This window comes from Paenibacillus sp. FSL H7-0918, from assembly GCF_038007025.1.
GTDB classification, from domain to species: Bacteria; Bacillota; Bacilli; order Paenibacillales; family Paenibacillaceae; genus Paenibacillus_AQ; species Paenibacillus_AQ odorifer.
Map to the genome: position 1 here is coordinate 860727 of NZ_JBBOWJ010000002.1, position 14879 is coordinate 875605.

11 protein-coding genes are annotated in these 14879 nt (G+C 42.6%); 4 read left to right on the forward strand and 7 right to left on the reverse strand.

Features of this window, described 5'->3' with window-relative positions; all coding sequences use genetic code 11:
- The first annotated feature begins 174 nt into the window (after positions 1-174).
- Positions 175-1752, forward strand: coding sequence for a bifunctional metallophosphatase/5'-nucleotidase (locus MHI15_RS17860; RefSeq protein WP_341164661.1), 1578 nt, complete (start codon positions 175-177; stop codon positions 1750-1752).
- Here the strand turns inward: MHI15_RS17860 and MHI15_RS17865 are convergent.
- From MHI15_RS17865 to MHI15_RS17875, 3 genes are all read right to left on the reverse strand, one after another.
- Positions 1749-3518 carry a M3 family oligoendopeptidase gene (locus MHI15_RS17865; RefSeq protein WP_341164662.1) on the reverse strand — a complete coding sequence of 590 codons (1770 nt, stop codon included), beginning with the start codon at positions 3516-3518 and terminating at the stop codon, positions 1749-1751. The two genes, MHI15_RS17860 and MHI15_RS17865, sit on opposite strands and share 4 nt — an antisense overlap.
- A gap of 224 nt (positions 3519-3742) precedes the next feature.
- On the reverse strand, positions 3743-4954 hold the full coding sequence (locus MHI15_RS17870) for an MFS transporter (protein WP_076130619.1): 1212 nt from the start codon (positions 4952-4954) through the stop codon (positions 3743-3745).
- A gap of 11 nt (positions 4955-4965) precedes the next feature.
- Positions 4966-5418 (reverse strand): MarR family winged helix-turn-helix transcriptional regulator, encoded by a 453-nt coding sequence (locus tag MHI15_RS17875; RefSeq protein WP_036676493.1) that lies wholly within the window; start codon positions 5416-5418, stop codon positions 4966-4968.
- Positions 5419-5699: 281 nt separating this feature from the next.
- Here MHI15_RS17875 and MHI15_RS17880 point away from each other — a divergent pair, with 281 nt between their 5' ends.
- Both MHI15_RS17880 and MHI15_RS17885 read left to right on the forward strand, forming a co-directional pair.
- Positions 5700-6239 carry an NADPH-dependent FMN reductase gene (locus MHI15_RS17880; protein WP_036676495.1) on the forward strand — a complete coding sequence of 180 codons (540 nt, stop codon included), beginning with the start codon at positions 5700-5702 and terminating at the stop codon, positions 6237-6239.
- 186 nt (positions 6240-6425) lie between these two features.
- Positions 6426-7334 (forward strand): DMT family transporter, encoded by a 909-nt coding sequence (locus tag MHI15_RS17885; RefSeq protein ID WP_341164663.1) that lies wholly within the window; start codon positions 6426-6428, stop codon positions 7332-7334.
- Positions 7335-7401: 67 nt separating this feature from the next.
- On the opposite strand, the gene MHI15_RS17890 is transcribed toward MHI15_RS17885, so the two are convergent.
- From MHI15_RS17890 to MHI15_RS17905, 4 genes are all read right to left on the reverse strand, one after another.
- A complete protein-coding gene (locus MHI15_RS17890; protein WP_038568951.1) occupies positions 7402-8007 on the reverse strand; it encodes a flavin reductase family protein in 606 nt (201 codons plus the stop codon).
- Positions 8008-8024: 17 nt separating this feature from the next.
- Positions 8025-9002: a ring-cleaving dioxygenase gene (locus tag MHI15_RS17895; RefSeq protein ID WP_076187299.1), complete on the reverse strand. Its 978-nt coding sequence runs from the start codon at positions 9000-9002 to the stop codon at positions 8025-8027.
- Between the two features lie 300 nt (positions 9003-9302).
- Positions 9303-10511 (reverse strand): MFS transporter, encoded by a 1209-nt coding sequence (locus MHI15_RS17900; RefSeq protein WP_036676501.1) that lies wholly within the window; start codon positions 10509-10511, stop codon positions 9303-9305.
- Positions 10512-10652: 141 nt separating this feature from the next.
- Entirely contained in the window at positions 10653-13589 is a 2937-nt protein-coding gene (locus tag MHI15_RS17905; protein ID WP_341164664.1) for an S-layer homology domain-containing protein, read from the reverse strand.
- Positions 13590-13853: 264 nt separating this feature from the next.
- Between MHI15_RS17905 and MHI15_RS17910 the strand changes: the two genes are divergently transcribed.
- On the forward strand, positions 13854-14831 hold the full coding sequence (locus MHI15_RS17910) for a tRNA dihydrouridine synthase (protein ID WP_076129221.1): 978 nt from the start codon (positions 13854-13856) through the stop codon (positions 14829-14831).
- Positions 14832-14879: the final 48 nt, after the last annotated feature.

Genomic DNA, 14879 nt, shown 5'->3' on the forward strand with positions numbered 1-14879 from the left:
AAAGACCTCCACTGTTTTCTATTTTTATTTTTGAGTACTTCTAAACTATAGATGTGTTTTATTAAATCAATAGCAACCAAGCATCAAATATATGTAAAATTTATTCCAATCTCTTAAAGTTACCAAATTATCTGCTAGAATGAGGTCTGAACTTATTATCAGGAGGGGCTACCTATGAATAAAGAGAATTCAATAACCTGTGAAATCCTCGTAACAAGTGATCTACATGGACATTTTGGGCCCGTCGATTACCGCACGGGGGAGAAACGACCAGCAGGCTTAGCAACAATTGCTACCCTCATTAAACAAGAAAGATCCCATACTCCTGAGCTGATCCTTATAGATAACGGTGATCTTATTCAAGGCACACCGTTAACTTATTATGCAGCTACACATTATAGTAATGAGCTGAATCCGGGCATAGCTGCACTAAATGAATTGAAATATGACGCTGCAATTATTGGCAACCATGAATTCAATTTTGGCAAAACTCTGCTGAATAAAGCCGTTCAGGATTCCTGCTTTCCTTGGTTATCAGCTGGAATTATAGATAACACGACAAATCAACCCGCCTTTGGTAAACCCTATATCATCAAATGGGTAGATAAAATCAAAGTAGCCGTTCTAGGGGTTACGACGCATTACATCCCCCACTGGGAGAACCCTAGCCATATTGAAGGGCTTCAATTTGAGGATTCGCTAGAGACTGTAAAACATTGGTGTGCCATTATACGGGCAGAAGAGCAGCCTGATCTGCTCGTTGTAGCTTACCACGGCGGATTCGAACGCGATCTAAGCAGTGGAGAACCTGTAGAAAGACTAACGGGGGAGAATCAAGCCTACGCCATGTGTACAGAGGTAGAGGGCATAGATGTGCTAATTACCGGACATCAGCACCGCTCCATAGCTGGGGAGTTGAACGGTGTTACAATCATACAACCTGGTTGTAATGGACTTTCCCTCGGTAAAATTTCGGTTATTTTCCAAAAAGAAAATACACACTGGAAGATTCAGCGTAAACATGCCGAGCTCCTTAACGTTAATGAGACAACAGCTGCAGATGAAATAATCCTAGAGCTGAGCAGTACTCTTGAATCAGAAACACAAACTTGGCTGGATGAGAGAATAGGAACGGTTATCGGGGACCTGTCTATTTCCAGTGCTGATGAATGCCGCTTAGCTGACCACCCTTTTATAGAATTTATGAATAAGGTACAAATGGAGGCTACTGGCATAGATATTTCTACAGCAGCCTTACTCAGTAACGATTGCAAGGGTTTCAGCGAAACCATCACACGCAGAGACATTTTATCGAACTTCATTTATCCCAACACCTTAACCGTCCTAAGACTGACAGGACAAGATATTAGAGAGGCCTTAGAACAAACCGCTAACTATTTCCAACAAGACGAGAACGGAATAATAATCGTTAACCCCGCCTACATCGAGCCTAAACCGCAGCATTACAATTATGATATGTGGGAAGGAATACAATACGAGCTTGATACCGCTAGACCTGTAGGCGAAAGAGTCCTCCATCTGCTGTACCAAGGTCAGCCTATAGAGGACTCTAAAGAATATGAGGTTGTTATGAACAATTATAGAGCCAGCGGTGGCGGAGATTATGAGATGTATAAGGGTAAACCGATTGTTCAAGAAATTATGATCGACATATCTGAAATTGTCACGGACTACATTGAAAAGCATGGCCAAATTGAAGCTACCTGTGACCATAATTGGAGAGTTGTTTAGGCTTTAGCGATGAACACCCCAATGTCGCTCTCTATTAACTTCAATGCACTTCTCCAGAAGTCGACGGAGTGAACATCTAGATCCATTGTTTTTGCTACATCAACAATATTATGTTTGCTGGTATCCCTAAGGAACTGGCGATACTTAGGGGCGAACTCTTCGCCCCTCTTTAAATATTCCGCGTACAGTCCTTTAGAGAATAACAAACCAAAGGAATACGGGAAATTCAAAAATTCATTACTAGCCATAAAATATCCAGCTTTGTTCATCCACATGTACGGATGGATTGTACCCGGGTCAATGCCCTCACCATAGGCTTCCACCATACAGGCAATCATCAATTCATTTAGCTCTTGAACAGACAGCGGGCCTAATGCTCTTCTCTCATATAATTTGATCTCAAATAAATAACGGGCATAAAAGTCTACAAGATAATAACCGGCATCAGAAATACTTCTCTCCAGAATAAGCAGAGCTTCCTTCTCCGTTGAATTTGTAATTATGGCATGGTTCACTATCGTCTCACAAAAAATCGAAGCCGTTTCAGCAATCGGAATCGGGTAATCCGTATTCAGCATCGTTTCATTAGCCAGACAGGAGCTATGATAGGCATGGCCGAGCTCATGGGCAAGGATACTAATATCTATGGCATTTCCGGTGAACTGGGTCATAATTCTGCTCTCGCCAATCGGAAAAATATCAATGCAAAGTCCATACCCCCCTTTGCCTGATCTAGGTTCTGCATCAATCCATTGCTGATCAAAAGCCTTCTGAGCAAAACAAGCCAGTTCCTCACTAAAGGTTGCGAAGCTCGAGAAGATTGTATCTTTGGCGTTAGCGTATGTAATTTTCCCGTTTTCTACACCGACTGGTGCAAAAATATCGTAAAAAGGCAGCTTTGCCGGATGTCCCAGCAGCTCGGCTTTCTTTTGATAATAGGTATGAAAGGCTGGCAGGCTCTCCCGAAGAGCAGTGAGCATAGCGGCTAAAGTCTCACTGTCCATTCTCGAAGCGATTAACACTTTTTCCAGAGAAGATTGATAACCCCGCATGCCATAAATCGTCAGCGCCTCACCACTAATGCCATTTAAGCTGGCTGCGCAGACCTCAGCAATACGACTACAGGCTTCTGCCTCCGCTTCATAAGCAGCTTTTCTTAAGCTGGTATTATTCTCATAAGCCATACTTCTTAGCTCCGCAAGTGTCACTTGTCTAGTTTCCCCATCTACCACTAGATCTGCAAGTGCACTTGAAGTCCTCTCCATATACAGTCTGCTCCATGCTTTGGATCCTGTACTCTGCATTTTGGCTATGGCCATTTCAAGTTCTTCGCTTAACTCATAGCGGGATTGTAACAGGAGTTCTCGCAAATAAAATTGATGCTCCATTAGATAAGGTGAGCTAACGATAAGCTCATCCATATGATCACAAGTGCTAAACCAGCGCTTAAAAGCCACAACTACCCCGATGATTTCTGAATTGGCCTCCTCAATATCATCAGCAAGATTCATGGCTTCCTCGGAGCCACGATCTGCGCTGAGTGTTAACTCTGCATAAGCTAACAAGCATACATATATGCTTTTATAATCATTATAAATTCTTAAAAAGCCCTCCACAGACATGGCTGTAACGTCTTTTACTTTCAAATGGTTCTCAGCCCACCGCTTTAAATCTTGTATATGCTGGCCCAGTAGCTTGCGATCCCTTTTTAACTGCTCCGATTCAAAGGAAGGATATAAACTATCTAAGTTCCATGTCATATTCATTCGCAAATCTCACCCCCTTCGATTCCTATTCTTCTAAGCATAATCCATACCACCAGAAAAGTGCATCGACATAATGTACTTCTTCTCTTCATACACAAAAAAAGGACCCTGCCAACGTCCGGCAGGGTCAAAGTCTATATTATAAGGGGGTTATGTGATTACTATAACCCTCTTAGCTTAAAATAATATGAATAGTAGATAAAGATTGGCTTAATCTCCGAACCCTATTGACTTAAGGTTGATGGATTCACTCTAGCCTTGTTAATCTGAATTCCCACATACACGATAAGGAACAACACCATAAACCCAGCCGAATAACGATACATTATCCCATAATCAGTTGCTGCCGAGATTGCCCCCAGAATAATGGCTCCGCTGGCTACACCCAAATCCGTTGAGTTATAGAACATACTGTTGGCCATACCATATTGTGCTGGAGTTGAGGTGCGAAGCATCCAAGCCTGGATCGTTGGCTGAATAGCGCCGAAGCCAAGTCCATATAGCAGTGCAGAAACGATGAGCATTGGCATAGAGGTCGTATAAGAAAGCACAGTTAAGCTTGCAACGACGCAAACCGCCGCCGGGATTAGGACAGAAGCTGGTCCTCTTTTATCAAATAATCTGCCGGAGATAGGTCTTATAATGATGATCGTAACCGCATTAAATAAAAAGAACAAACCCACTTGCTCCAGATGAACTGATTCGCCGAATAAAGCGATAAAGCTTAGCAATCCCCCGTAGGTAATTGCCAACATGACATTTAGAATGGCAGGCAATACTAACTTTGTATTAAACGGAACCTTGAGAGGTTTGGTGGATTCGCTTTGAGTTGGGGTAGGCTTTTTTTTCGGTTGCGCTGGAAGTGAACGAGAAAATAAAAGTACTGGAAAAGCAAGAAGTAAAGTTACCATACCGATCATAGCCAGTGTTCCAAAACCTGATTGTTTCATCACATTCAAGCCAATCATTGGACCGATCGACATCGCCAGGCTGGTGGATAAACCGAAATAACCTATCCCTTCACCCATTCTTTTGCTTGGAATAATCTGTGAAACAATCGTTGGGATAATCGTGCTGGCAATCCCGAATCCAATCCCATAGCCCACACGCATCAGCAGCAGTGATCCGATAGAATCTGCTACAACATAAAGGCCGGTAATAGCGGCGGCAATTGCTAAGCCAATATATAATAATACATTGCGACTAACCTTCCTCATCAGAAAAGCGGTCATAAAACGTGAAGCGATCGCAGTTAATGCAAAGACGCTGGTAACGAGGCTGACCATAATATCTCCGGCCTGAAATTCGCTTTTTACGTAAGACGGAAATGAAGATAACAACATCTGTAAATTCATAAATAAAAATAAAGCACTAATCGTTAAAGCAATAAAAGATTTGGTCCATAATTTCGTACGTAGTTCTTGTTGTTCTAACATAACTTGCCTTCCTACTCTCCATCTGTTATTTGATCTACATGATTGTTTATTCTTAGCAGCAATTCCATGAGCAACTCATATTCCTTACTAGAAATACAGTTCATAATCTCTTCTGTCACCTTATCTTCAATAGGAACGGTTTCCTTCACCAGAGACCTTCCTTTTTCCGTAATATAGACTTTAAAAGAACGCCGATCGTTCTCACCGGTTCTTTTGTAAATCAGTCCCTTTCCTTCCAAATGATCCAGAATTCGCGTTGTAGTTGGCTTATCCTTACCAGAGCGCTTAGCAATGTCCTTCTGAATCAAACCTTCCGTTCTGTCAATATGAAAAAGGACTGACCATTGCTCTGGTGTTATATCATGTTCTTTCAGCCCACTTTGAAATAACATGCTTAATTTACGATAAGTCGTGCCCATCATAAATCCTAACGTAAGCTCGGATTGGTTATGCTTTGTCGTCATGATCGTATCCCTTCTCAATTAACACTGTTTTAATAGTTGCTTAAACAATTATATTCCTAACAACTAATTTTGTAAAGGTGAAGCAAAGCTATAAACTAACTATTATAAAGTTGCTTGACAAAGCACACTATGTGCGGTATTATTATCTCATCTTAAAGATACTTAACTTAAAGACAACCAGAGTTTACTACTCTTGAGATAAATAATTTTTAAAGGTTGTGTACTTCATGGGATTTCTAGACAAACTATTTGGTAGAACAAAAATTGAGGAGGAACAAACAATGTCAAAATTAAACATCGGTATTATTCTCGGAAGTACTCGTCAAGGTCGTTTAAGCCCGCAAGTAGGAGAATGGGTTAAAAAGATTGCGGATGCACGCGGGGATGCTAATTATGAGATCATAGATATTGCAGATTTCAAGCTTCCACTATTGGGTGAGGCTGATGCAACTGAACAAGCAACAGCATGGAACACTAAACTCGCTACACTAGACGGTTTCGTATTTATCGTACAAGAATATAACCACAGTATTTCTGCATCACTGAAAAATGCGCTCGATTATGCCCGTGAAGCTTGGAATAATAAAGCAGCAGGTATCGTAAGTTATGGTTCCGTAGGGGGCGCTCGTGCAGCTGAACATCTACGCGGAATCTTGGGAGAACTATCTGTAGCAGACGTTCGTGTACACCCTGCATTGTCACTGTTCACTGATTTCGAGAACGGAACTGTGTTTAAACCAGCGGATCTGCATCTTACCAATCTTAATGGGATGCTGGATCAAGTCTTGGCTTGGAGTGGCGCATTGAAAACTCTACGTTAAGATAGCGCCTTACCCCTCTGTTATGTTATGAAGTACACCCTTTAGAATAGACATTTGATAAACCTTTGGTTTGTCCGGTCGATTCTAGAGGGTGTATTTTTTATGTGTGACGAAATGGGCACCCTGTGTAGAATCTAATCTGGTATAATCGGCGGGGATTTTAATCTACAGCAAGGAGCAATGATTATGTGGTTTATGTTTGCATTATTAACAGCCTTCGCTTGGGGAGGGGCCGACTTATTTTATAAAAAGGGGACCGATAGTCAGGATCGGTATAGCCATATTAAGATTATCATTATCGTGGGGATAGTCATGGGTATTCACGCAACAGCTTATATGCTCATTCAAGGATTAACCTTTGATCCTATGGACTTAATCCGATATTTCCCTGTGTCTGCACTCTATATCCTGTCGATGGCAGTTGGCTATATTGGACTTAGATATATTGAGTTATCCATTGCCTCCCCCGTACAAAATTCATCAGGCGCTGTAACGACGATATTATTATTTATCTTTTTCACCCATGAGCTAGGGGCGCTTGAAATCGTTGGTGTTGCCGTTATCACCTTGGGCATTATCGGGATCGCCATCTTGGAAAAGAGAGCAGAACACCAAGCGCTTCAAAACAGCACCACACAGATTGATAAAAAATATCAGATTGGCGTGGTCGCCATCATTTTTCCAATCCTATACTGCCTAATCGATGGACTTGGCACCTTTGCCGATGCTATTTATTTGGATGAACTCAGCCTGATTAGCGAAAAAGCAGCTCTGCTCGCGTATGAATACACCTTCTTTATATGTGCCATCTTGTCTTTTACATACCTGAAATTTTTTAAAAAGGTAAAGTTCAACCTATTTAAAGAACGGGATAAGGGCTTCGCAGCCATTCTGGAAACGACCGGACAATTCTTCTACGTATTTGCTATGTCCAGCAACGCGATTATCGCGGCACCACTTATTGCTTCATACAGCATTTTTTCCGTAATATTATCGCGAATCTTCCTCAAAGAAAAACTAAGCAAGGCACAATATGCCGTTATTATCGTTGTGATTCTAGGGATTGCTTTGTTGGGGGTTGCGGACGAGCTGTAGCTTCGGTACACAAAAAGACCTGCTAAGTAGGCTTCATTGCTTACTAGCAGGTCTATTCTATAGTTGCTTATTCCGGCCTATCTATTGTAAAAATCTCTCCAAGGGTTGCGTAATTATTTCCCGCCAAACGGCTCACAGCGTTTAGAACTCTCGGGTCAATATGCCCCTCCTGATAGATCGATTCATCGATATGGAATTGAACAATTTCGCCAATAAACAAATCACTCCCAGGTTCTTCGCCCCCTAGAGGAATTGCTTGAACAAGCTTGCACTCCATCCGCACCTTCGCTTCCAAAACGCCAGGTACAGCTACACTTGTACTTTGAATCGGTGTAAGATTCGCCAATTCAATTTCACTTTCAGAAGCAGGTAATGTGGCTGCAGTCTGATTGATCTTCGCAACATTCTCCTCATCTACAATATGCACAACAAACTGTTGATTATCGTAAATATTACGGGCTGTATCTTTTAAACGCCCTGCTGGTCTTTGAATTGCCAATGAAACCATTGGAGGATTGGACGAAACGATATTAAAATAGCTAAAAGGTGCACCATTTAAGAGACCCTCTTCTGATTGTGTTGTGACAAAGGCTATAGGTCTAGGAATAATAGTGCCAATTAATAATTTGTAATTTTCCCGCTCACTGTTGTGCTTTGGATCAATTGAAATCAATTTCCTCAGCCCCTTCTTCACTCTTTCACAAAGTCGATCGTACTTCTAACGGTATCAATAGGACGGACTAACTTCTCAATTTGCTCACGTTTAGGTTCCAAGAAAGGTGGCAATGAAAGCTTCTCGCCAACGGTTTCATATTCCTCATCTCCCATAAATCCTGGCCCGTCAGTGGCAAGCTCAAACAATATTTGTGGTGCAACACGTGTATACAACGACTCGAAGAAGTGACGATCTACATATCCTGAAGTTTGGAATCCAAAGCCTTCAAAACGCTCTGTCCACTCGTCCAGCATCGCACGATCCTCTACACGAAAAGCAGCATGGTGAACAGTCCCAAAACCTTGGCGTGAATTCGGTAAGAACTCATTATGCTCTACAATAATTTGTGCACCGTTTCCGCCTTCGCCAACTTCAAATAAATGATACGTCTCTTCCTGAGCAATTTCTTTAAACAACATTACTTTCTCCAATACTTCTTTGAAATAGTTGAAGTCAGCAATTCGTACAAAGATCGGTCCCAAGCCAGTTATTGCATACTCCAAAGGGATAGGCCCTTTTTGCCACGGTGTACCTGATACGACACCTTTATTCAATTCATCTGAAATAAGTTGATACTGTTGATCATCGAAATCTACGAAGGATAATGTCTTTTTGCCGAATTGCTCTTTAATGCCGGTATGCTTCACTGCAAGCCGATCAAAACGCTTAACCCAGTAGTCTAATGAAGCATCTGTTGGTACCCGGAAGGATGTTTTCGCAATCTCGTTAGTTCCATGAACCCCTTTAGGGATGTTAGGAAAATCAAAGAAGGTCATATCTGTTCCGGCGCTGCCCTTATCATCTGCAAAAAACAAATGATACGTCTGAATATCATCTTGATTAACTGTTTTCTTCACTAGACGCATACCTAACACGTAAGTAAAAAACTCGTAATTTTTCTCTGCACTGCTTGTGATGGCTGTAACGTGGTGAATCCCTTTTAAGTTTCTCATTGTTATACACTCCTAATGTTTAGTTGATTTTGACTCGTAATATAATTCCCAAGAACAAAAAGGTTTAGTTTAATTATCTTAATGTTAAGATATCACTTAAAAAAAAAGATCTTTTTCTACTGTACAAGCTCTTTGGTGGATAACATCGAGTTTTATTATCTTCACTTTAAATATCTTTAACTTAAGATAAGTTTAGCACTGAATCTGTAGGAAGTCAACGCTTTGAAGCTTTCCATATAAAAAAGGCTCCACACAAGTTCAATGAACTCGTATGAAGCCGGGATATTTTATATCATCTCATTAGGTTAAGTTATGATGCTGAGTGATGACCGCTGCTTGGCTTTGATGATCCATCTTATAACATATCAACGTAATCACACAGGCCAATATCGCCAGGATGGCAGCAGCTACAGGAAGAGAGATTAATCCTCCATGCCCGGCAACCACTCCACCGATCGCGGACCCGCCTGCAATTCCCAGGTTTGAGGCTACTGGATTCAATGAGGCAGCAAGATCCTTCGTTTTTGGTGAGAACTGCTTAGCTAAGTCAATCAAATAGAGCTGCGCAGGGGCGCTCACAATACTCGACATCATGGCTAGAGCCATTAGCACAATCATTCCTAGAATGGAAACAGATGCGGTCATACTAAAGATAACATAGACCACAGCTTGGATAAGGAACACGAATCTCAGCTTACTAACCGCATTCCCGGTCGCAACCTTGCCACCAATCCAGTTGCTGACAATCGTGGCAATTCCGTATACAAACAGCACACCGCTAACTGAGCTTTTAGGAACGTTCATGACTTGCTCCAGTATAGGTGTAATGTAAGTGTACATCACAAATACGGCTCCCACTGCCGTAACCGGAATGAGAAATGCAAGAATAATGCGGCCGTTTGTGAGCAATCCGATCTGATCCTTGAGTGAGCTAGGCACAGGTTTCGGTAATTGGCGTGGAATATAGATATAATTTAGGACTATGGCAACTCCAGCTAATATCCCATTCAGAACAAACGCTGCTGGCCAATTAAAAAACTGCCCGACGAAAGTACCGATCGGCACACCAAAAACATTCGCAATAGCAAAACCACTCAAAATTGTAGCAATCGCTTTGCCTCTCTTCTCCTGATCAACCGCTTCATTCGCTACCGTAATAGCTACAGAAAGAACAAAGCCACATAGTATGGCAGTAACTATTCTAGTCACCAGCAGCATACTGTAAGTTCCAGTTACAGCACTCCACAAATTTAGCAGTAAAATCAATACAAGTGATACAAGAATCGTAATCCGTTTCGGAACACGGCTGCACAAGGACATCATAATTGGTGTGCCAATGGCATAAGAAATCGCGAAGCCAGATACCAATCCCCCGGCTGTCGCAAGCGTAACTCCGAGGCTTGAGGATATTTCAGAGAGTAAACCAACAATAATATACTCCGTCGTACCCAGAATAAAAGCCATAAAAGTAAACGAGAAAATCAATGCGTTCTGACGTGTTGTTTTCATGGTGCTCTCCATCCTGTTTATCTCTATTTTTATATGAACATACCTTACTCATAATACTCATTTAGACTATATTGAGCAATCCTATTTTTCATAAAAAAGAAGCTTCCCACAAGTTCAAAGAACTCATGAGAAGCTTCTAGTTTAAGCCGGTGGCAAAATAATTAAGGTAATGACTTGTTCCTCGGAATAAGATCTGGCTGTTCCAGGTCCATCCGCATCTGCTTTGAACTTAATGAGATAGGTCCCGGGTGCCGGCATCACTTTATTATGAAGTTCAAAAGCGATATCCGAAACACCTATGTTACTTCCTGTGAAAGTTAACGTATGCCCATTATTGCTAATTTGATCACTCGTCGGATGTGTCCATCCACTAATGGTATAATAGTCGTTTGTGGTAAAGGTAATGCCTTCCAGCGTTACCTGAATTTCAGCATTCGTAAAGCTTTCTCCGGAGAAAAAGTCGAAGCGAATGCGCGATTGTGTAGAACCCGTTATCAGTTGTTTTGTTTTTGAACCGCCACCTCCGTCAAAGCCATATATAGAGCTAGTAACCGTAGGTGTGGTCAGAATACCATTAACAAGCTCAATCGTAACCGCATGTACAGCATTCTTCGCTGATTCATTATTAGATGAATCCTTAGCGGTAATCACGAAACGATACGTTCCTACGGTCAGATCCCCAATATTGGCCGCACTCACAGCTCCGTCTGCTTCGCTGGTGCCTAATGCGATGGCTGTTCCTAACTCGTCAGTATCTACTTCACCGTTCTCATTCGCATCCGTCCACAGGTAGGCTTGTACCGCTGCTCCTTGCTCGCCAATGGCTCCCGCTAACCCGCGAAGCTGATCTTGTGTCCCGTTGTAGTTGTCGATCGCTTCGAACTTAGTTGCGTCCACTACTGGTGCACTCGTATCCGGAACTTCGTTTTTGCTTAAGGTCACCGTAACGGCATGGGCAGCATTCTTCGCCGATTCATTATTGGATGAATCCTTAGCGGTAATCACGAAACGATACGTTCCTGCGTTCAGATCCCCAATATTGGCCGCACTCACAGATCCATCTGCTTCGCTAGTGCCTAAAGCGAGGGCTGTTCCTAATTCGTCGGCATCTACTTCACCGTTCTCATTCGCATCCGTCCACAGGTAGGCTTGTACCGCTGCTCCTTGCTCGCCGATGGCTCCCGCTAACCCGCGAAGCTGATCTTGTGTCCCGTTGTAGTTGTCGATCGCTTCGAACTTAGTTGCGTCCACTACTGGTGCACTCGTATCCGGAACTTCGTTTTTGCTTAAGGTCACCGTAACGGCATGGGCAGCATTCTTCGCCGATTCATTATTGGATGAATCCTTAGCGGTAATCACGAAACGATACGTTCCTGCGTTCAGATCCCCAATATTGGCCGCACTCACAGATCCATCTGCTTCGCTAGTGCCTAAAGCGAGGGCTGTTCCTAATTCGTCGGCATCTACTTCACCGTTCTCATTCGCATCCGTCCACAGGTAGGCTTGTACCGCTGCTCCTTGCTCGCCGATGGCTCCCGCTAACCCGCGAAGCTGATCTTGTGTCCCGTTGTAGTTGTCGATCGCTTCGAACTTAGTTGCGTCCACTACTGGTGCACTCGTATCCGGAACTTCGTTTTTGCTTAAGGTCACCGTAACCGCATGGGCAGCGTTCTTCGCTGATTCATTATTGGATGAATCCTTAGCGGTAATCACGAAACGATACGTTCCTGCGTTCAGATCCCCAATATTGGCCGCACTCACAGATCCATCTGCTGCACTAGTGCCTAATGCGAGGGCTGTTCCTAATTCGTCGGGATCTACTTCACCGTTCTCATTCGCATCCGTCCACAGGTAGGCTTGTACCGCTGCTCCTTGCTCGCCAATGGCTCCCGCTAACCCTCGAAGCTGATCTTGTGTCCCGTTGTAGTTGTCGATCGCCTCGAACTTAGTTGCGTCCACTACTGGTGCACTCGTATCCGGAACTTCGTTCTTGCTTAAGGTCACCGTAACCGCATGGGCAGCGTTCTTCGCTGATTCATTATTGGATGAATCCTTAGCGGTAATCACGAAACGATACGTTCCTGCGTTCAGATCCCCAATATTGGCCGCATTCACAGATCCGTCTGCTTCGCTAGTGCCTAAAGCGATGGCTGTTCCTAATTCGTCGGCATCTACTTCACCGTTCTCATTCGCATCCGTCCACAGGTAGGCTTGTACCGCTGCTCCTTGCTCCCCGATGGCTCCCGCTAACCCGCGAAGCTGATCTTGTGTCCCGTTGTAGTTGTCGATCGCCTCGAACTTGGTACTTTCAACCATAGGTGCATTTGTATCTGAATTGCTGCTATGCTCACTTTGCGAAGAGGAAGATCCTCCAACAACAGGAGTAGGCACTGTTACCGGTTCTTTACTCGGTTGAGCAGTTGGGGTGGAGGCGGGCTGCTCAGTGTTTCCGTTCTCCTTAAACTTCAGAAACTTAGAGGCTACTAGAGCTACGGCCTGACGATCTACTTTGGCATCAGGATTAAAAAAATTATTATATCCGGTAATCAATCCATATTCCACAGCAGCAGCTATAAAATCTTTGGAATAATCAGCAATTTGGCTACTATCAGCAAATTGCAAAGTTCCAGCTTTACCCGTAGGATTGACCCCCAATGCTCTCACGAACATGACGACCATATCCTGACGTGATAAATTTTGCCCCGTACCGAAAAGATTACTGCCTGTACCCTTAATCAATCCGGCTTTGACAGCTGCCTCTACATAGCTGTATGCGTAGTTGCTTGTGGGAACGTCCAGAAAGGTTGGCAGTGCAGGAGGGTTTGAAACATCCAGCTTTAATGTCTTTGCTAAAATAATTGCAAAATCCTGCCTTGTAATATTCGACGTAGGATAGAACTTACTCTCTCCGACACCAGTCACTATCCCCTGATCGAATAGCTCAACAATCGCTTTCTTTGCATATGAGCCATCAATATCAATAAAGGAAGCCGCTGCCGATCCTTTGGTCGGCATAATGATAGGGCTTGATAATACAGCAGCAGCCAATATAGAGCTTATCCATTGCTTTTTGTTCACTTGCTTATCCCCCTGTTCTTTGGATGCGTTATGTCGTTTGTCTATAATCGATTCGTTAACACGATTCGACTTTATATTACAAACTTTTCATCTACAGGATTATAACAAGTATCAATAAACAGATTATAAACAAATAGCCATGGACGAACATTCTCATATCATTGATTCTGTGCATCAAACGAGAAAAAATGATACTATGTATGATGGGTATAGGACTTTGCTATCCTTATATCGTTTTTATATATTACAACAAGAGGAGATAATATGAGTAACGAACAAAACTTTTGGCTTGATTTACCGAAGCCGTTTTTTATATTAGCACCCATGGAAGATGTCACAGATGTTGTATTTCGTCACGTCGTTAGTGAAGCCGCAAAACCCGACGTATTTTTCACAGAATTCACAAATACAGAAAGCTATTGTCACCCTGTAGGAAAAGACAGCGTACGTGGTCGATTAACGTTCACAGAAGATGAGCAACCGATTGTCGCTCATATTTGGGGTGATAAACCCGTATTTTTTGAACAGATGAGCATTGATATGAAAAAACTTGGTTTTCGTGGTATCGATTTAAACATGGGGTGCCCAGCACAAAACGTCGCATCGAATGGAAAAGGTGCTGGATTAATAAAACATCCTGAAGTTGCAGCAGAAATTATTCAAGCAGCAAAAGCAGGTGGATTGCCAGTTAGTGTTAAAACAAGATTAGGATACTCTGATATTGACGAGTGGCGCGATTGGCTAGGACATATATTGAAACAAGATATTGCGAACCTTTCCATTCACCTTCGTACAAAAAAAGAGATGAGTAAAGTAGAGGCACACTGGGAACTAATCCCTGAAATAAAAAAATTACGCGATGAAATTGCTCCAAATACGTTGTTAACTATTAATGGAGATATTCCTGACCGCGCAACAGGATTAAAATTAGTAGAACAATACGGCGTTGATGGAGTCATGATTGGCCGCGGCATTTTCACCAATCCATTTGCCTTTGAAAAAGAACCTAAAGAACACAGCGCGAAGGATTTTCTCAATTTACTTCTTTTACAGTTGGATCTTCACGATAAATATTCAAATGAACTCGAGCCACGTTTATTTAAACCACTTCTTCGCTTTTTCAAAATCTATGTTCGTGGATTTAGAGGCGCAGGCGAACTAAGAAATCAATTAATGGATACAAGATCAACTGATGAAGTACGTCGTTTAGTAAAAACTGTTTTAGAGCAAGAATTAGATTAAATTATACCCACAAAAAAAATGAGAGACCTCTCAAAAGTTCAATGAACT